A 19,898-nucleotide genomic window follows, 5' to 3' on the forward strand; every position below is an offset into this window, starting at 1 on the left:
TGAGAGCCCCTCCCAGTCGGAGGGGCTCTTTTTTGTCTTGCTTACACAAGTGGATATATGCGCTACGGTGCCGGGAGCTGCCATGGGGCAGCAGGAGACTTCAGTAGTGTGTGCAGAATCGCTCGTATATACTCTACCTACCGATTAACGGGCTCTGTGGATATATAAAATGCAAATAACTCGTACTATGAGAATAGTGTCGGTGGGCGGAGAGGGGAACCATGGCAGGTTTTTTGAGCTTTAAATTTACGCGTGAAGAGCGCAATTGGGTCGGCTATGACGTGGGTAACTCAGCGCTCGTCATGCTTAATACCTCTGTTGTACCCATCTACTTCAATAGCCTCCTCAAGGGTGGGGACTCCGATCGCCTCGTAGTCCTTTGGGGTCTGGCCCAAACCATTGCTTCGCTGGTAGTAGCTATCCTGATGCCTCTACTTGGCTCGCTTGCCGATCGTCGTGATATGAAAATAAAGTTTTTCTTGGGCTTCTTTCTCACGGGTTTGGTGGGCTGTCTTGCCCTTGCAGTGCCTATGGGAGCAACGCCATTTCTTGTGGTGTTTGTCATTTGTACCATTGGATTGAATTCGTCCATGACTTTTTATGATGCAATGCTCACGGACGTTACTACCGACGAACGCATGGATAATGTCAGTTCTGCAGGGTTTGCTTGGGGCTATATCGGTTCTTGCGTGCCTTTCATTCTTTCGCTGGTTTTGATTTTTGCTGGTCCAAGTACAGGTTTGGTTGATACGGCGACCGCTACTCGTCTGAGCTTTATTATTACAGCTGCTTGGTGGTTGGCCTTTACCATTCCTCTGCTTAAGAGCTACAAGCAGATTCACTGGCGTGAGGCGCGCGAGACAGGGGTAACAGCAACTTTCCATGAGCTTGGTGTCACCATGCGCGAGATTGGTCAAAACAAAATTATCCTTACCTATATGCTGGCGTTTTTCTTTTATATTGACGGTGTACATACGGTGATTGCCATGGCCACGAGCTATGGCACAGCGCTTGGTATCGACTCAACTCAGCTAGTACTTGCACTGCTTATTACTCAATTTGTTGCTTTTCCCTCGGCAATTGCCTATGGCATGCTGGCGGGGAAGTATGGCACGCTTAAAATGATCCGTATTGCTGTCTTGGCGTACTGCGGCATTGTGCTTTTTGCGGCATTCTTCCTCAAGACTGCGCTTGAGTTCTGGATTCTCGCAATTACGGTCGGTCTTTTTCAGGGCGGCGTGCAAGCCTTGTCGCGCAGCTACTTTGGCAAGATCATCCCCAAGAAGAAATCCAACGAGTACTATGGCTTTTTCGATATCTTTGGCCGCTACGCGAGTGTTATGGGTACCGCTATTGTTGCTGGTGTGACTGCTGCAACAGGCAGTTCATCCATTGGCGTGCTCTCGATTGGTTTGCTGTTGGTAGTGGGGTGGCTCATGCTCAGGAAGCTTCCCAGCGAGTAAGGATTCATAAGACCCATCAGAGCTGCAACCTCAGCTTTATGTCGTGCGTAAGAGGCGATTCATACTCTAGAATAGGAGTAGTGATGAACCATACGGCTGAACAGAGGTTGTAGTCCTTGAACCCGGTCATTGTCATTCCCTCATATTGGACAGATGCCGATTGGCTGCCCGCAATGGGCGAAATTGGTAGCTATGATCATGCGACACATGTGACGAAACCCATGCCTGAACTTGAGCTTTGTCTTTCCAGCCTTGAGCAAGTGCGTGGTGTGTTGCGTGTGGTGGTTTTGCTTGTGGCCGATAGGCGTTGCGAGGAAGCGGCGCGCGCACGTGTGGAGAGCATTTGCCGTGCACATACCCGCTTGAATTTGTTGATTGTGGGCAATGCGGAAGCGCGCAGCATTCGCAAAGCGGTGGAACATATCGCACCGCGCATGCGCTCAGATTGCTTGTCGTTGCGCGGCTATGGTGCTATTCGCAATATGGGGTTGGCCGTAGCTGCAGTTTTGGGGCACGACACGGTTGTCTTTTTGGATGACGACGAAGTTGTTCTTGACGAGAATTTTTTGTTGGATGCGGTTTATGGGCTTGGCAATGCCAATAGGCAGGGCTTGCCAATTTTGGCAAAGACGGGCTATTACCTCACCAAAGATGGGTCCCCTTATGCAGATGAGGGTCGTACGCGTTGGTGTGATAAATACTGGGGTATGCATCGCGAGTTTAACCAGTGGATGCGTGACGCGCTCTCGGGTACCCGTATTTCTCGTTCAAATACCGTTTACGGTGGCTGCTTCTCTGTTGCTGCAGAAGCTTTTACAAAGGTTGCTTTTGATCCCATGATTACCCGCGGAGAAGGCCTTGATTACCTGCTGAACCTGAGGATGTATGGAATGGACGTATGGTTTGATTCGCAATGGTGCGTGCGCCATTTGCCGCCCCCCATTCCTTCTCATGCAGCCCTTTTTTTGCAGGATGTCTATCGTTGGTGTTATGAGGTTGCCAAACTCAAGCGCACTAATGCCACGATAGGCATGCGACAAATCCGCCCCGCTTCACTTATGCCGTATCCCGCGCCATGGCTTACCGAAGATGAGCTTTATAGCCGTATTGCCCATACGTCTTTGCGCCGCGCGATTACGTGCCGAGAACATCTGTCGTATTTTTTTATATGGCGCAGGGGTCTCAAACAAGCACAAGAGTGGGCACAAAACATATCAGGGCGTTACTTAGAGTTTCAGACGTATTGGCCACGAGTAATGTCCATGCTCTGGGACGATCATCTTATCGCTCGAAAAATTCTGCAGTCAGGTACCGTACAGTCATTACATCAGAAAATCTCAGACGATACGATGGCAAGCGCTCCGTTGACCTCTCGGGATTTGCTTCCCAATATTGAAGAGGAGCAGAGATGAGCGAAGCTCAAAATAACAAAATAGACTCGTTGCATAGCTCTGAATGGTCAGGTATTTCTAGTTGGTTTAGACGCAATCAAGATACTGTGGTGCACGGTACCTTTATTGCGGCGGCTGTCTTTTTGGTTATCTTGCTTGCGTGGGGTATCACCGCGGCAAATTTTGCTGCCACGATGATTGCGGGCGGCGGCTTGGCAGTGGCAATTGTGTTGGTGGGTACCTCGACAGCGATGCCAGATAATCTACGCTCTGAAGCCACTGAGCGCACCTTGCGTCTGGCATCCAAGACGCTCAACTATATGAGCGGTGGCCTGACAGCTGAAAATTGTGAACGCGTCTGTCGTATTTTGCTGCCCGAGACGCAAGCAAATGCAATTTCTATGACTGATACGCGTACTACTTTGGCATATATCGGAGAGGAGCGCGTAGATTTTCCCCTTGATATTCCCGTCTCTGGACCCACACAAGAAGTACTTGAGAGTGGGCATATGCAGACCTATGCTGATATTGATAAAGCTGAATGGGATGCCTCAGATTCTCCCCAAAAGCCCCAAGGTATATTGCCCCACCCCATTGGGGTTATTGTGCCTTTGATTGTGGCAAATCGCACGGTAGGTACTCTTAAGTTCTACTTCCGTCACGGTCTCGATGTTGATCGTACGCAGCTTGCCATTGCGCGTGGTTTTTCGGAATTACTCTCGATTCAGCTCTACAGCTATGAGGTAGACCGTCAAGCAGAACTTACCGCTCGTGCGGAGATTAAAGCATTACAGGCGCAGATTAACCCGCATTTCCTCTTTAATACGCTCAATACCATCGCATCGTTTACGCGTGTTGATCCCACCAAGGCACGTAATTTACTGCGTGAGTTTTCGTCTTTTTATCGGTATACGCTGGATAGCTCTCGCTCTCTCATTCCACTTTCGCTGGAGTTGGAACAAATACGACGCTACCTCAAGATTGAAAAAGCGCGTTTTGGTGCAGATCGTATTATCGAGACAGAACATATAGAAGCAGGTTGCGAAGCTATTCGTATTCCAGGCTTTCTCATTCAGCCCATTGTAGAAAATTCTGTCCGTCACGCTATGCGTGATGAAGGCCCATTGCATATTGATGTGCAGGTGGTGCGGGATGGCGATGACGTGATGATTGCCGTTGCAGACGATGGCTTGGGGATGGGCTCAGAGGTGGCTGAGCGCCTGTTGGATACTTCTGACAAAACGGTCACTATTGCCTCTGGCACCCATGGCCGAGGTGCTGGCGTTGCTCTTTCCAATGTTGCTGAGCGCATAGAGCGCTTCTTTGGTGTGGGTTCTGGAGTTGAGATTATGAGTCGAGAAGGTGAAGGTACGGTTGTCACTTTGAGATTGGTTAACGCTGCGCCTCATGATGATGAGAATGTGAGTGATGAGGGTAATGCCTTAGCTGACCTCATTTAGTGTGAGCTATCCCAGAGTAATTCGAACAAAAAATGTTCAAAAGTGACGTTTGGACGTTGTTGACGTACTATATAAAGACTCATGCACAGCTATGGCGCACAAGTTCGCACGGTTTTTAGCATTGGGCTTTACGCTGCGTCCAGCTATGCCAAATATAGAGAGGATGATTGCATGCTGAGCGCTTTGATTGTGGACGACGAAGCCCCTGCTCGTTTTGAGCTGCGTTCCCTGCTAGAAGAGACGGGCAAGATGGGCACCATCTCTGAGGTGTCGAGCGCATGCGAAGCTGTGGCCAGTCTGGTCAAGAGTCGCGAGCATGGGGGAGAGAATATCGACGTACTTTTTCTAGATATCTCAATGCCCAAGACTACGGGCATGCAGCTTGCTGACGCATTGCATAAGCTCAAAAATCCACCCGCAATTGTCTTTGTAACAGCATACAGCGAGTATGCTGTTGAGGCTTTTGGCGTTGACGCCGTTGATTACCTTATGAAGCCCGTTGAGATGGATCGTTTGCGGCAAGCCATTGCCAAGGTCGAGGCTCGTCTTAAGACTGCGGTGGTGCAACCTGCAAATAGCATCAATACCGAACGTATCCCTGTGGAAAAGGGCGGTCATAAGGTCTTAGTGCCCGTCAATCAGATTCGCTACGTTGAGGCCAAAGACGATTACTCCTGTATTTATACTGACACTGATCGCTATCTGTCGACAATCTCGCTAGCTAAGCTCGAGCAGCGCTTGACTCCCCACGGCTTTTATCGTGTGCATCGTGGCTACATCGTTAACCTCGATTTTGTACAGGATTTTGTCACTATATCGGGCGGCGTTGTTCAACTGGGTCTCAAGGACGTGGGGGACAAGAAGATTCCCGTGTCGCGCCGTCGTGTAGTTGCTGTTAAAAGGATGCTCGGCCTTTAAGCCGAAGTGGGGGAGCGCATAATGCACTATGCCATCATCTCCGATACCCACGGATGGCTTTCAGAGGAGCTGCTCAAGCAACTTCAAGGGGCTGATGTTATTGTTCATGCGGGAGATATCTGCTCTCCTTCTGACTATCGCACGCTCTTAAATATTGCACCCGTGCACCTGTGTTTGGGCAACAACGATTGGGATAATTATGGGCCGCGCGTGCAGAAGCAGGTGCATTTTGAGTCTGAGGGTTTCCGCTGGCAGCTTTGCCATTATGAATATCGCTTGGACTTAGACAGTTGCGATATTGCTGTCTGCGGGCACACCCATCGCCCCTTCATTGAGCGCGATCAGGCAACAGGCACATTGCTTATCAATCCAGGCAGTCCCACTTGGCCGCGCAACGGTTTTCCTTCTATGGTGCGCTTGACAATCACCCATGGCAAAATCACTGAGGCACGCATTATTAAACTCAGCAAGGAAGATTCATGATTAAGCTTGCACTCTCAGATATTGATGACACGCTTGTTCACTATGGCAGCGGAGCTACGGTAGAGGCAGTTGAAGCGATTCATGCTATGCAAGATGCAGGTCTGCATTTTGCTACGGCAACAGGTCGTGTCCCCTCGTCAATTCCCAGTCTGTTGCGTGGAGATCAGAGAGCAAGCGCAACGACCGTTTGCTGTAATGGTCAGATTGTTTTGCTTGACGGCGAAGTCATTGCTCGCGAGATTTTGCCGCATGACGCGTTGGTGCGTGTGACTGAGATTTTACGTGATGAGTTTGGCGCAGTATTGACTTTGTATGAAGAGGACGACGTGAGCTATGGCGTTGGCATCTCTGGTGAGGAACGTGCTGATTGCAGCGACATTTTTTGGCCGGAGACAGGTGTGCGTCCAGTAGTGCCTGACTATGAAATTGTTAAGGCCAATGTACATGTAAAGGGTACACGTGAGCGCATGGCATGCATTAAGGAAATATTGGTTTCTGAGGTACCTGAGCTGGACTTTGTCTATCCAAACCCCACGGCTCCCCTTATTGATATCTTGCCCCATGGCAAAAACAAGGCAACAGGAGCTGACGTTTTGCGCAAAGCTTTGGGCCTAGAGTGGGACGAGGTTTGTGCCTTTGGCGATGCAGAAAATGACCTCACGCTGCTTAATGCCGTACCACACTCGGTTGCCATGGCAAATGCCATGCCCGAAGTTGCTCGGATGGCTCGCTGGCACATTGGCTCATCTGCCGAAGATGCGGTCGCAGGCGCCTTGCGTGATATTGCACAAGCGTCAAAAACGGGATCCATGCCCAGCTTTATGAGCGAGGAGTAAGTCATGCTAAAGCCAGAGCGCCAAAATGCGATTGTCACCCTTGTGACCAAGATGGATTTTGCCTCGGTAAAGCAGATTTCGGAACAACTCGATGTGTCCGAGATGACCATCCGTCGCGATCTTGAGGAACTTGCTGAGGTTGGGCGCTTAACGCGCGTACATGGTGGCGCGCGTAGTATCGCAGGCCCTCATGGTACCGTAGCTCGTCGCGAATATACCACCAGTGAAAAGCATCGGCAGTACGCTATTGAAAAAGAACAAATTGCTCAAACAGCCGCTCGTCTCGTCCAAGATGGGGACACCGTTTTTTTGGGTGCTGGTACTACCTGTGAGGCGCTTGCGCGTGCCCTTGCTAATGTCCACCTGCGTGTTATTACCAATAGTATTCAGGTTTTTAGTGCGCTTAACGAATGCAATGCGCTCGACGTCATTCTTATTGGGGGAGAGTATCGTCCCAATACAGGTGCCTTTGTTGGGGGCATTTCCGAACGCTCTATTGAAGCTATTGGCATTAGCAAGGCGTTTGTGGGGACCAATGGTGTGCATGATGGACTGATTTTTTGTTCAAATTCTCTTGAAGGCAGTCTTTTTCGTATGGCGCTCAATCGTGCTGACGCTCGTTATGTAGTGACCGATTCAAGCAAGATGGGCAAACGAGATTTTTACGGTTTCTACGATGTGGTGAACCTTGATGGTATTGTGACCGATGCTGCAATCACAGAAAAACAAATAAAAGCCCTTTCAGAACTCACCGAAGTCATCTTCTAAAAAATGGGTGCGGCAGTGTTTGATTGGTCTTTTTGAGTTTAAAAGCACTGCTGTGCAACTGCCAATCAGCGGTATCAGAGCTGATTATTTTGTCTGAAAGCTTTTTGTTTGATTGCGTTCATGCTTTTTTGTTGAGAAAAGATTAACGCGCACGTCAGCATATCTGTCGGCTTTTAACGAGCTGATTTTGTACGTCCATAGTTCGCATTTATATGTTAATATGATGCAAAACAAACAAAAGTTAACAAAACAAACAAAACCGTTCACCGGCATAATACGACCGTTTACGATAATTCACAAAATATAATGGCAGTTAAACGTACATTTATACCGGGGGAAGTTCCAATGATAAAAAATGTGCGTGAGAGGAGAATTGCATGCTAGGCAAGGAAGTCATTATGAAAGAGCTTGCCGAAGTGGATCTTGAAGCATCCACGCCCTTTGAAGTTTTTGAGATTATGGGCAAGCGTTTCCTTGAAAAGGGCTATGTCAACGAAACCTATCTTCCATCTATTACTGAGCGTGAAAATAACTACCCTACCGCACTGCCTGTAGAACCCTATCCCATTGCGATTCCCCACACCGAGGGCGAGGCGATTGTCAAACCCTTCATTGCTCCCGTTCGTTTAAAAACCCCAATCCCTTGGGGTGATATGTCTGATCCCGATAACAAACTAGATGTGAAGCTCGCGTTTATGCTCGGTTTTAATGAGCCCGGTGCTCACATTATTTTGCTACAGATTTTGATGCACAATTTCCAGCGTCAAGATTGGGTTGATGCTCTGCTCAAGGCTCCCACGGCCGACGCTTTTTATGATGCGGTCATGGATATGGAATGGGTCTACGACGAGTAAGAGCTGCAAAAAGCAAGGGAAGTCCAAATTGAAAGGGGATTAGTTATGCCAGTACCTATTATCGTTGCGTGTGGTAGTGGAGTTGCCACTTCTCAGACTGTTGCCTCCAAGGTGAACCGCATGCTAAAAAAAGACAATATTGATGCTCAGGTGACTGCTGTTGACCTTAAGTCTGTCGAGCGTCACCTCAAGGACGCAGCAGCCTATATCACGATTGTTCGCGAGAAGAACAAGACCTATGGTGTACCCGTTATCGATGGCATCGCTTTTCTTACTGGCATTAACCAGCAGAAGGAGTACGAGAAGCTGCTGGGCTATATCAAGGATTACCAGAACGCTGCTAAGTAGCGCTTTCTGGTGATTTAGTGCTACGCCAGCTTTCCACTCTTCCCCATCTGGGGGGAAGCTTGGTGGGGAAGAGTGCGGAGTTGGTGGCGGGTTTTGCAAGTGTAGTTTCACGCGAACGAAGAGAGGGTGCCTAATGGACATTAGTACTGCTTCGACATGGATTCAAGGCTTCTTGAGTTCTGTCCCGTCGTACGTATTTGTACCTGCACTCATGATTATCATGGGTCTTATCGTCAAGATGAAGCCGTCTGAGGCTATAAGCTCTGGCTTGTTGTTGGGCGTTGCCTTTACGGGTATGTCCATGCTCATTTCTTATATGACGGGCATCATGGGTCCCATTGGTGAGGCCATGTTGGGTCGCTTGGGTATCAATTTACCCATCGTTGACGGCGGCTGGACAACCATGTCTGCCATCTCATGGACCTGGCCGTATGCCGTTTTGATGTTCCCTTTGATGATTGTTGTCAACATCATCATGCTGACCATCAATCAGACCGATACGTTTAACGCTGACCTCTGGAATGTCTGGGGCAAGATCTTTACCGCTGTCGGCGTTGTTGCTGTCACTGGATCTGTGCCCATCGCTTTTGTTGTTGCTGCTATCCAAATCATCTTTGAGCTCAAGATTGCCGACGTGTTCAAAGATCAGATTTATGAAATGAGCGGCATCCCTGGTGTTACCACTACTCACAGAATGGTATTTACTGCTGCATGGCTGTACCCTATCGATAAGCTTCTTCGCAAGATTCCTGCACTGAACACCAAGATGGATGCTGCCGCACTGCATGATAAAATTGGTATCTTCGCAGAGAACCATGTCCTTGGTTTTATCCTTGGCTGCTTCTTTGGTCTGCTTGCTGGCTATGATCCGGGCAAGCTTCTTGGCACTGGTGTTGAGTGCGCCATGTGCTTGACACTCTTCCCTGTTATCTCCAAGTACTTCATGGAGGCTCTCTCCCCCATTTCCGAGGCCGTTTCCGATTACATGAACGCTCGCTTTGAAGGCCGTCAGCTGGTTGTTGGTCTCGACTGGCCGTTCCTTGGTGGCGCCAATGAGATTTGGATTGCCGCTATGTGGGGCATTCCTGTAACCACCATCTGGGCATTCCTGCTTGCTGGTCATGGCAATGAGATTCTGCCCTTTGCAGGTATCGTCAACGTATCTCTTGCAGTTCCTGCATGGATGGTTACCCGTGGCAACGTACCTCGTATGTGCATCCTCTTTGTCATCGCTGTTCCTGTATATTTGTTCGTCGGTACGGCATTTGCTCCCTTCATGACCGATCTTGCAAACAGCACGGGCCTCAAGCTAGGTCTTTCTGCTGGCCAGATGATTTCGAACTCTGGTATGGATGCTCCTTTGCAGACCTATGCCTTTGCAGAGTTCCTTGACTGTCTCAAGGGTAACTTCCTGCCTTTGATTTGCTTAGTCATCTGGATTCTGGGCTTTATGTATACGGTCCATGACATCAAGAAGGGCGGCAACGCTGCTCCTGAGACCACCTCTGAAGAATAGCTTGTTTGGGCGGTAACACCAGCCACCCATCTGGTATCGCCGCCGCTCGTGGTCTTCCCAGCACGGACGGCGGCTTTTTAGTTAGGCTCTGTCTAGTTTTAGTTTCACCAAATAGAAAGGATCCAATAATGCTTGAGGATCTTAAGCTTCGTGTTATGAATGTTGCAAAGAGGGCTCAGCGCGATGGTCTGTGCAAGCACAAGTCCGGGAACTTCTCTGCACTTGACAAAGAAACCGGTCTCGTTGTCATTACCCCAACCAGCGTTGACCGTGAGGACCTTGTTGTCCCTGATATGATTGTTATGGACTTTGATGCGAATGTTGTCGAGAATCAGACCGGTTTGCGTCCGACCTCAGAGTCCTTGATGCATCTGAAGATTTATCAGGAGCGCAAAGACGTTGTCGCTTTGGCACATACACATTCGATGTATGCCACAACCCTTGCCGTGCTCAACAAGCCCATCCCTGCGGTTGTCTATGAGGTGGCTACTCTCAATTGCTCCAAGGCTCGTATTCCTGTGGCTCCTTATGGTCGCCCCGGCACCCCTGCCCTTGCCGATAATGTGGTTGAAGCCATCCATGAGTCTGACGTTTTTTTGATGCAAGGTCATGGTTGTGCTGCTGTAGATGAGACCAGCGTGGAGGAAGCCTACCTCAAGGTCTGCTATATCGAAGAGCTGGCTGAGCTCTACTACCACGCTCTTGTTGCTGGTCAGGGTGTCGAGCCTTACAGCTTCCCTCCGGAAGAGCTTCAGAGCTGGGAGTACCCCAAAGAGATTAAGTTTCCCAACGCTAAATAGATAAAACTTCCAACATGGCAGATGCTACGTGCATCTGCCATGTCTTGGTGTTGCAATTAAGGGTGGCTGTGCCGATGGGGATGTGATTTTGCTAGCGGTGCTATAGCGCCATGTTAAGAAGAGTTTGGAATCACTATATGAGCAGGGGTAAGCAGGTGCAAAAGAGCAAAAAAATCCTTCAGACAAAGGACAGTGCGTTAAACTCTGTCGAACAGGATGTTATTGCTGCTATTGACGCTGCAAGTCCTGCGGCACGCCGTGAGTCAACGAAGGCGGATGCACAGACTGAGACACCCGAGGAGAAACCTACTCACAAAAGCGTTTGGGAAAAGACCGAAGACGGCGATTTAATCGTCTCGGAAAATCCTCTCACACATGCCAATAAAACCAATGAGCGCGATGAGCGTCGTCGCCAGAAAAAACGCATTGAGCGCCTGCGCAAAAAGTATGGCCTTGAACGTATGACTGAACGCAAGGAGCCCTTACCCATTTCGCTTGGCATGCGCATATGGACTATCGCTGAGGCGCTCGCGTTCAGCGCAGTATGGATTTTTGCTTTTAATCTGCTCTATGACCGACTAGGCGACATCATGGCAGCTGTTGGTCTTGCGGTGCTTTTCTTTGGCATATTGTTTGCTATGCATGTGACCCGTGGGCTGTTGGAGTCGCGTCGTCGTTATAGCGTAAAACCTTCGGCCTCGACAATTCACTATTACATGCAAATGCTGCATTACGACGTGAGATGGTGGGGTCTTATCACGTTTGGTGTGTATGCGGCCATGTGGTTTGTCGAGCGTTTAGTGCCTATTAGTGGCACCGCAATGGATGTGGTCTATATCGCGTGTGCTGCTTATCTGGGTTATATCTGGACTATCAAGTACAAAGGTAGTGAGTTTGTGCCCTTTACCTATATGGAGACTATTTTTTGCCTGATTGCCATGCTCTCTAATTACCTCGTGTTTTTTGTCATGCGCTAGGTTGCCACTGCGCAAAAGAAGGGATGAGCTATGAAAAAGATCATCAACGCACCTGAGAACTATACCGACGACATGTTGCGTGGTATCTACGCAGCTCATCCCGAGGTTACGTATGCCGAGGATGACCTGCGCTGCTACTGCATTGCCAAGCCCAAGCCCAACAAAGTTGCCATCATCACAGGCGGGGGTACAGGACATCTACCCCTTTTCTTGGGCTATGTAGGCGAAGGACTTATCGACGGCTGCGGTGTTGGCGGCGTCTTCCAGTCCCCTTCGGGTGAGCAGATCTACAACATTGCTAAGCAGGTTGAGACAGGTGCTGGCGTGCTGTTCCTTTATGGTAACTACACGGGCGACATCATGAACTTTGACATGGCAGCCGAGATGCTTGATATGGATGATATTGAGACTCGTTCTATTGTCGGTGCCGATGACGTCAATTCCAACGCAAATCCTGAGGCACGTCGCGGTGTTGCAGGCATCTACTTTATGTATAAAGCCGCTGGTGCCAAGGCAGACCAGGGTGGCAGTTTGGATGAGGTTCTTGCAGCTGCAAAGAAGGCCGGCGACAATGTCAGGACAGTTGGTTTTGCTCTGGCTCCTTGTATTGTGCCTGAAGTTGGCAAGTCTAACTTCACGCTTGGGGACAAGGAGATGGCCTTTGGTATGGGCATTCACGGTGAGCCCGGCGTTTGGAATGGCCCCATCAAGACTGCTGATGAACTAGCAGAAGAGTCGCTTGACCTTATCCTCAAGGATATGCCTGTGGCAGAGGGTGAAGAAGTTGCCGTACTTATCAACGGTCTGGGCGCTACCTCTGGCGAGGAACTCTATATTCTCTTTGATTCGGTCCATCGCCATCTTGATGCCAAGGGTATTAAGGTCTACAAGGCTATTGTCGGCGAATATGCGACCTCAATGGAAATGATGGGTGCCTCTATCTCAATCTGCAAGATGGACAACGAGCTCAAGGGCTATGTTGACTACCCCGTGAATACCCCCTTCATCTGCCAGAAGTAAGAAGTGCCTGGGACAAGTAGGTTCTGCCTGTCCCTTGTAATACGCAAGGAAGGAATCTGTATGGACAAGATGGGCGTAGAAGACGTTATTGAGATGTTTGAGAGCGTGGCGGCTATTTTTGCTGAGAAAAAAGAAGAGCTCTGCGAGATGGATGCCGCTATGGGCGATGGTGATTTAGGTCTGACGATGAATAAGGGTTACGCGGCGCTGCCGGGTTTGCTGCGCGACAACTCTGCTGAGGGCGATATTGGCAAGATGCTCGCAAAAGCTGGCATGAAGATGTCCTCTGTTGTTCCGTCAACAATGGGCACTTTGATGAGTTCAGGCATCATGGGCGCGGGCAAGGCGCTCAAGGGTAAGACCGAGCTTGAACCTGCTGACCTTATAACCTTCTATCGTGCTTTTGCTGATGCCTTGGCAAAACGTGGCAAGACTCAGTTGGGCGACCGCACTATTCTTGATGCGCTGGATGCAGGCGCAGTGAAAGCTGCAGAGGTAGATCCTGCAGAAGGCTTTTTGGCTGTTGCCACTGCCGCAGTTGAGGGTGCCAAAGCGGGTGTTGAGGCTACCAAAGATATGATTCCTAAGTATGGTAAGGCTGCAGTTTTTGCTGCTAAGGCCAAAGGTATTGCGGACCAGGGCGCGGTAGCTGGTTGCTACCTTGATACAGCCATCTTGAACTACTTCCAGGCTAAAAGCGCTTAGCCTATCCCTTTTCGGTAGGCGTGATGGATCTTTTGGCTGTCACGTACGTTTTTCTCGTTCTTAAAGGAGGTCCCATGCTATACAACGACCCTAAAACCTTTCGCGAGGATATGCTCAAGGGCTATGAAACGGCCTACCCTGAATATATTGTTCAGGTGCCAGGTGGCGTAGCTCGCGCTACTGAAATGCCTGACGATAAAGTTGCTATTATCAATGGCGGCGGCTCGGGTCACTATCCCGCATTTTGCGGTATTGTTGGCGATGGATTTATGGATGCAACCGTGGTGGGTAATGTTTTTACGTCACCTTCCACCGATGATGTTTTGCAGGTAGCAAAATCTGTCGAGCACGGTACCGGTATCTTTATCCTTGGTGGTAACTACGCTGGTGACAAGATGAATTTCAATCTTGCGCGCGACGCCTTGCGTGAGGAGGGAATCGACGCGCGCACCTTCTTCATTACCGATGACGTCGCTGCTGCAAAGCCCGAAGAATGGGAAAAGAGGCGTGGCAACGTCGGTACTTTTACCGTATTCAAATCCGTGGGTGCTGCTGCAGCTGAGGGCAAAGGCCTTGATGAGCTTGAGCGCGTAGCAAAGCTCTCCAATGATCGCGTGCGTACGATGAGCATAGGTTTCCGCGGCTGCACGTTGCCGGGCGAGAGTGCACCTTTGTTCAATGTGCCCGCAGGTAAAATGGAAATAGGCCAGGGCATTCATGGCGAGCCTGGTGTTGGTGAAGCAGGCCTTGCCTCTGCAGCTGAGGTGGCAGAACTGCTAGTCGATCGCGTCTTGGCAGAGGCTCCAGCAGATGACAACAAGCGTATTGCCGTTATTCTTGATGGTCTCGGATCCACCAAGTATGAAGAGCTCTTTGTGGTGTGGGGCACCGTGCGTGAGCTGCTTGAAGAACGCGGATATACCCTAGTTGAACCCTTGGTAGGCGAGTTTGTTACCAGTCTTGATATGGAGGGCATCGCGCTTTCTGTTGAATTCTTAACCGATGAGTTGGAGCGCTACTGGAAAGCCCCTGCATCCACTCCCGCATTCCGCAAGGGTGCAAGCGAAGGGCTTTCTGGTGCTCGTCGTGAGTATGTTGCAGTAGTCAACGCAAGCAAGAGTTACGCTGCGGGTTCCGAAGCTTCTCGCGCCGCTGCGTCCTATATTGTTGATGCGTTTAACCGCGTGAAAGCAGCGATTGCTGAGGCTGAGCCTGAACTTGCAAAGATTGATGGCGTAGCAGGTGATGGCGATCACGGTCGTGGCATGGTAAAAGGAACAACTTTTGCTGCTGAGGCAGCAACTGAGGCGTATGACGCAGGTGCCGCTGCAGGCTCTGTGCTTATCGAAGCAGGTAAGGCTTGGGCATCTAAGGCTGGAGGCACCTCGGGTGTGCTGTGGGGAGAAGCCCTCGAAGCTGCTGGCAAAGTTGTGGGAGACAACGCAGACAGCTACGATGCCACGATTGCGGCAGCTGCAACCAAAGCTGCATATGAGCGTATGCTTGAGCTTGGTGGCGCACATCGTGGTGACAAAACCATGCTAGACACCCTTATTCCTTTTGCTGAGGCACTTGAGGCTGCAGCACAAGATGGATCTTCTCTTGCTGATGCGTGGGCAAAGGCATCTGAGGTTGCCGATCAGGCTGCCAAGGATACGGCACAGCTTGTCCCCAAGGTTGGTCGCGCGCGTCCTGCGGCGGAGCGTAGTTTAGGCACACCCGATGCAGGAGCCGTGTCAATGGCTTTGGTTATTCGCACGGTGATGTAGTGAGGAGATAGCGTACGAGTAGACTCTACATAATCTAGAATGCTGTGCGACGTGAGCATCTTTCTTGTTTGTGTTCTCTAGCAAACGAGGATGAGAAAAAATAAGAGGGATGTTTTGGGCTGACTCCGAAAAAACAGGAGTCAGCCCTTCTCTATATAAAGGGTCAAGTAAAAAAGAGGGGTTTATACTTTGGTTTATAGTAAGCAGTGATTCCATAAAGATAATGAGAGACGAGAGCGCCCACATGCAAAAACGCCAACTGGACATAGTATGGGGAGCTCTCATGGCAGAAACTCTACTTGCTGTCCGGTTATGGCAGGGAGAGGGCCTAGGATATCCTGGCATATTTGTGTGCCTAGCAATGGGCATTATGGTAGGCGCAGTGTTTTATAACAAAATCGCGCATACAGACTTTTTTACCGTGGCTCATGGAGGTGTGGTTTTACTTATCGTTGGGTATGTCGTAACGACATATACCGTGCTGCTTTTTGCAATATATTCTACGGGCTTTATAGAGCCTCCCTTTATGGGTGAGCTGTATTGGATATGGGAACTGCTGCCCCAAGCACTCGTCATGACTTCTGGCGCACTTTGCATGTTGAGCTATGCTGCACGCGCCCAAACTTATGCTGATAAGGCAATTCAAGAAGAGGACCTGACGGTTCGTCATGGATTCCCTTTACTTCTTCTAGCAGGATTTTGTCAGTCGTCCTCGCAAATTTTTCCAGAACATCTATCACTTGGATATAACCTAATTTCTGCAGTTGTCGCGCTTGTTGCAGTGCTTGTGCTCCTTTATTGTGGCAGCCCACAGGCAGATAATGCGGCAGCTAGTCCCTCTGCAGAGAACTTGGGGAGCGAGGGTGACGCAGCGCAGATACAAACAGCTGGTGCGGAGGGGATGTCTACAAAAAAAGAAATTATTGCAAAGGCGCATGCTCTAGAACAAGGTTTTTTACGGGCAGACAAGTTGGCAACACAACGCGCCGTCTATATGGGGCTTTTTGCATGCGGACTCTTTATATGGAATGTAATGACGCGAGTCGTGAGCATGTATATGGTAGGCATCATTGCCTGTGCACTTCTCGTTCTTCTTTTGATACTGCTTGTGCTATCACTTTGGGGCTTAGTAAAAGACCCCACAAGTCCCGTTGAAGATGACCAGCTGGAAGAAAGGCTTATTGCAGTCAGGTCACTGTGCGTTGAAGCAGGCCTCAGCGATCGCGAAACGGCGGTAGTTGAGTTGATGCTCACAGGAAGGACATCCGCAGACTCTGCTAAGGATTTAGGTATTAGTGCTTCAACGGTGCGCACCTATCTTCGACGTTCCTACAAAAAGCTTGGCGTTGTTGATGGCCAGGAGCTCATGTCGCAACTTAATTGGGCAGATGATAGTACAAGCGCTCGTAGTGAGGACGAGACTCAGGCTAATGAGAACCACAGTTTTCAAAACATTGATTCGCTGTCAGATGTTTCTCAAAGTGATTGGGGGCTGTCTGGGCAACTGGAATGGAGGAAGCAGCTAAGTTTGCCAAGTTGGCTACATCTCCCGAGGAGCCTTGAGCTTTGCGGACCTATTTCACTTATTTATTTACTTTTATTACCCATAGGTGCCACAAATCAACTCTGGGGTTCAGGTCGCCATATCGTACTTGGCGTTGCTCTTGCTTTTGTTGTATGCGGCGCTCTGCGTTTGTATGCAGAGTTTCATCAGACAGAAGAAAAAGATGAAGAGGACGATGTAGCCTTTAGTGGTATAGAAAAATTTTTATTAGTTGTAGGCATCGTTTTTATGGTTGGCATATGTGTAAAGTACACCCAAACTTATATACGCGTAAAGGATGACGGCTTTTTGGACTTTGCTGCCCTAGGGTATCTACTCACGTATCTCAGTCTCACTTCATGTATTTTTTTATGTATCAGAGCAGCAATTCACACAAGCCGGGCATGTGAATTTATACAGGCTATTGCTGCTGCAGCGGGGATGATGGCCTTCTCGTTATTTGGAGACATTACTTGGCTTATTGCGATTGCTGTGTCAGTTGCTTTTACGGCTTTATTTGTAGTCGATACTACGTGGATAGTGAGTGATGGAAATACATATGGGCTAAAAGAGGAGCGCTCCCAACGGGCATCTCAGCTACAAACTGGCGTGATACGCGTAGCTGCTATAGGTGCTGCCGAGCGAATATCGCTCTGCCTACTCGCCGGTGTACTTGGCTTCGTTTTTGAGGAGTCGTGGAGAATTCACACGCTGCTGTGCGCGCTCCCTGCGTTTGTTCCCTTTATTGCAACGCTTATATTCTTGTCGGGATTTATACTGATAAAACACCGTATAGCACGCCTTTTCATTCCTGCAAGTATCGTCTGTGTGAGTGGGATACTGCTGATAGCGCAGCAAAGCATTTGGAATATATGCCCCTATATCATTTTTACTTGGTGTCCCATGGTGGTTGCGGCCGTATTCGTGCACTATCCGTGGCTGTCCTCCATTCTAGAAGAGCTATCTCCAGCAAATGGACTATCGTCTGCGCTGCATATCGCATCGGTCTGCCTTGTTTGTTTTGGTGTTGGAGCAGTTTTTGGCTCAATTGCAGTTGATAAGTATGCAACCTTATTGATAGCAAATTCATACTACTTTGAGTGGCTGGGTGGCCCCACCATCCTAAAGCAGATTTTTTTGTTTTGCTCGGGCATGGGATCGGTGCTGGCGTGCGCCGCAGCCATCTTCTGCTACGTACAGATATCTGGCAGGATTTCGAGCTATGAGCTGAGCGATAAGCTGCCTCAGTCGCTGGACGAGCGGATCCTTTATCTTTTTGCATCTCGAGGACTCAGTGAAATTCAAGCCCAGTCACTACTTGGCGTAATTCGTGGACGCACGACAAGAGAAATTGCCTCTCATCTGGGATATTCCTCTTCTAGTATTAGCGCGGCGCGTTCAAGTGGCTACAAAATTCTTGGTATCTCAAGTAGAGATAAGCTTGTTGACTTTGTTTCACATGGTTTAGGCATGTAAACAGCCCATTCTTCCAACTCTGGTACCCCTGTTGACTAGCGCTACACGTGCTATCGCACAACAATCTGCTTAGTACAGGCACCCGGAGACTTTGAAGAGTTGTTTGAGGGAGAGTCATTGTGGCAAGGATAGCTCAAATCACAAAAAGTGAGAAACGTGCCTTAAAGTTGCTTGTAGCGTTTACCATAGGATCCGTGTTGATATATGGAGCTTGGCTTACCTATCAGTATGCACTTTTAAGACAAGATCACCAAGAGGCCAAGGAATTTGAACAGAGTGAAAATAAACGTATGCATGGAGCGATGCATACAACAATTACCCTTGACTCCAAAAAAGATCGAAAAGAGACATCATCAGGTTATTCATATGGGGTGTGGTATTCATGGTCTGGAACGATGCAAGTTACGGTTGATAAGTATGAATTGTTTGATTCTCCAAAAGATGCAGGTCTTGCCGCTGGAGAGTACGATGAAATATCGCCTGAGGACAAAACATATGGATTTGCACTTATTACCTTTAGAGTAAAAAATATCGATGCGAAGCCTTTGTATAGCGACGATGGTACATTTCATATCAGTACCTTTAATTACAATTTGGGATCGGAAGTAGCCTACTTTAATAACTCAGCTTATACACTTGAACAGCCAGAATACCTTCACTTTAGATTAGATCCAGGTGAAGAAAAGACAATGGTTTTAGGGTTTTATCTGGACACCGATCCTTCAGATCAGGCAGCTGAACTTTCCATCGGCTCTGGCGGATCAGATATGTACCACCACATCTCCCTGAGCACAGAGAAAGATGACAAGTAATGATTTGGAGTGGCTGGGTGGTCCCTCCATCTTAAGACACGCTATTTTACGTGGTTGAGGTTTGTAGTCAGCCCGTTCTTCCAACTCTGGTACCCCTGTTGACTAGCGCTACACGTGCTATCGCACAACAATCTGCTTTAGTACAGGCACCCGGAGACTTTGAAAGAGAGGAAGAAGCATGCAACAAGGTAGAAAGCGCTGTTGTCTGAAATGGGCTGTGGCAGTAGCGGTATTACTCATGTGCGTTCCAGTTAGTCCCGCGTTCGCACATCCAATCAATGAAGCAACAAGTGATTCTCTTATAGCTCCTTCTGGTTCGAAGAGTCCAATGAGGGCTAACACGAATGATACGAAATATAATTTCGTATTTACCCTGTGGGATAAAACTGAGGGAACTCCTGGTCGTCGTAAAGAGGATACCACCCCAACATACGTAAATATAGCAACATTAAATATTGGTAATGGCAAGGCAAATATGTATGTAGATGGTGGCAAAAGCCAAACGGGATCATGGAAAAACATGACCGTTGGTGGCTATGCACCAGTCCAGGGTACGGGTAAGTGGTGCATTCACAACAATGTGAAAGAAAAAGGATATAGCTTTGCCAGATTGACCTCTTGGCTCAAGGAAGGCACGGGAGGACGCATATCAGGGTGGTGGAGTCCCGATAGTATGTACTCATATCCTTCTATGAATTAACTAGTAATTCAGCAATAAGGGCATGAATTAAGTTTCCGGGTGTATTTATTTGCTTTAGG

18 protein-coding genes are annotated in these 19,898 nt (G+C 48.9%); all 18 read left to right on the forward strand.

The genetic code is table 11. The features are described 5' to 3' along the window. Positions 1–221 precede the first annotated feature (221 nt). The 18 genes from BN4314_RS04350 (at position 222) to BN4314_RS04435 (ending at position 19,839) form a co-directional block, all read left to right on the forward strand. A complete protein-coding gene (locus BN4314_RS04350; protein WP_068539987.1) occupies positions 222–1,463 on the forward strand; it encodes an MFS transporter in 1,242 nt (413 codons plus the stop codon). 116 nt (positions 1,464–1,579) lie between these two features. Then, on the forward strand, positions 1,580–2,875 hold the full coding sequence (locus tag BN4314_RS04355) for a hypothetical protein (RefSeq protein WP_068539989.1): 1,296 nt from the start codon (positions 1,580–1,582) through the stop codon (positions 2,873–2,875). After that, positions 2,872–4,314, forward strand: coding sequence for a histidine kinase (locus tag BN4314_RS04360; protein WP_082911164.1), 1,443 nt, complete (start codon positions 2,872–2,874; stop codon positions 4,312–4,314). Before BN4314_RS04355 ends, BN4314_RS04360 begins: the two co-directional genes overlap by 4 nt. A gap of 171 nt (positions 4,315–4,485) precedes the next feature. Next, positions 4,486–5,232, forward strand: coding sequence for a LytR/AlgR family response regulator transcription factor (locus BN4314_RS04365; protein ID WP_021734677.1), 747 nt, complete (start codon positions 4,486–4,488; stop codon positions 5,230–5,232). Between the two features lie 21 nt (positions 5,233–5,253). Then, positions 5,254–5,715 carry a metallophosphoesterase family protein gene (locus tag BN4314_RS04370; protein ID WP_068539990.1) on the forward strand — a complete coding sequence of 154 codons (462 nt, stop codon included), beginning with the start codon at positions 5,254–5,256 and terminating at the stop codon, positions 5,713–5,715. Continuing rightward, the gene (locus BN4314_RS04375) at positions 5,712–6,551 is read left to right on the forward strand and encodes an HAD-IIB family hydrolase (RefSeq protein ID WP_068539991.1); all 840 of its coding nucleotides are present in this window, start codon (positions 5,712–5,714) and stop codon (positions 6,549–6,551) included. The genes BN4314_RS04370 and BN4314_RS04375 overlap by 4 nt, the downstream gene beginning before the upstream one ends. A 3-nt stretch (positions 6,552–6,554) precedes the next feature. Then, the gene (locus BN4314_RS04380) at positions 6,555–7,319 is read left to right on the forward strand and encodes a DeoR/GlpR family DNA-binding transcription regulator (RefSeq protein ID WP_068539993.1); all 765 of its coding nucleotides are present in this window, start codon (positions 6,555–6,557) and stop codon (positions 7,317–7,319) included. Positions 7,320–7,696: 377 nt separating this feature from the next. Further along, entirely contained in the window at positions 7,697–8,173 is a 477-nt protein-coding gene (locus BN4314_RS04385) for a PTS sugar transporter subunit IIA (RefSeq protein ID WP_021734477.1), read from the forward strand. Positions 8,174–8,218: 45 nt separating this feature from the next. After that, positions 8,219–8,521, forward strand: coding sequence for a PTS sugar transporter subunit IIB (locus BN4314_RS04390; RefSeq protein ID WP_021734550.1), 303 nt, complete (start codon positions 8,219–8,221; stop codon positions 8,519–8,521). A gap of 133 nt (positions 8,522–8,654) precedes the next feature. Next, positions 8,655–10,037, forward strand: coding sequence for a PTS galactitol transporter subunit IIC (locus tag BN4314_RS04395; RefSeq protein WP_068539995.1), 1,383 nt, complete (start codon positions 8,655–8,657; stop codon positions 10,035–10,037). A gap of 128 nt (positions 10,038–10,165) precedes the next feature. Then, positions 10,166–10,837 (forward strand): class II aldolase/adducin family protein, encoded by a 672-nt coding sequence (locus tag BN4314_RS04400; protein ID WP_068539996.1) that lies wholly within the window; start codon positions 10,166–10,168, stop codon positions 10,835–10,837. Between the two features lie 137 nt (positions 10,838–10,974). Further along, positions 10,975–11,814: a hypothetical protein gene (locus BN4314_RS04405; protein ID WP_068539997.1), complete on the forward strand. Its 840-nt coding sequence runs from the start codon at positions 10,975–10,977 to the stop codon at positions 11,812–11,814. 30 nt (positions 11,815–11,844) lie between these two features. Continuing rightward, positions 11,845–12,834 carry a dihydroxyacetone kinase subunit DhaK gene (locus tag BN4314_RS04410; protein WP_068539998.1) on the forward strand — a complete coding sequence of 330 codons (990 nt, stop codon included), beginning with the start codon at positions 11,845–11,847 and terminating at the stop codon, positions 12,832–12,834. Positions 12,835–12,894: 60 nt separating this feature from the next. After that, positions 12,895–13,539, forward strand: a complete 645-nt coding sequence (locus BN4314_RS04415; protein WP_068539999.1) for a dihydroxyacetone kinase subunit L — start codon at positions 12,895–12,897, stop codon at positions 13,537–13,539. 74 nt (positions 13,540–13,613) lie between these two features. Then, positions 13,614–15,308 (forward strand): dihydroxyacetone kinase family protein, encoded by a 1,695-nt coding sequence (locus BN4314_RS04420; RefSeq protein ID WP_068540004.1) that lies wholly within the window; start codon positions 13,614–13,616, stop codon positions 15,306–15,308. 283 nt (positions 15,309–15,591) lie between these two features. Continuing rightward, complete coding sequence (locus BN4314_RS04425) at positions 15,592–18,327, forward strand: helix-turn-helix transcriptional regulator (protein ID WP_068540005.1); 2,736 nt, start codon at positions 15,592–15,594, stop codon at positions 18,325–18,327. A gap of 119 nt (positions 18,328–18,446) precedes the next feature. Beyond that, positions 18,447–19,139 carry a hypothetical protein gene (locus BN4314_RS04430; RefSeq protein ID WP_068540006.1) on the forward strand — a complete coding sequence of 231 codons (693 nt, stop codon included), beginning with the start codon at positions 18,447–18,449 and terminating at the stop codon, positions 19,137–19,139. Positions 19,140–19,317: 178 nt separating this feature from the next. After that, entirely contained in the window at positions 19,318–19,839 is a 522-nt protein-coding gene (locus tag BN4314_RS04435; protein WP_068540007.1) for a DUF2712 domain-containing protein, read from the forward strand. Positions 19,840–19,898: the final 59 nt, after the last annotated feature.

The organism is Olegusella massiliensis, assembly GCF_900078545.1.
Taxonomy (GTDB): Bacteria; Actinomycetota; Coriobacteriia; order Coriobacteriales; family Atopobiaceae; genus Olegusella; species Olegusella massiliensis.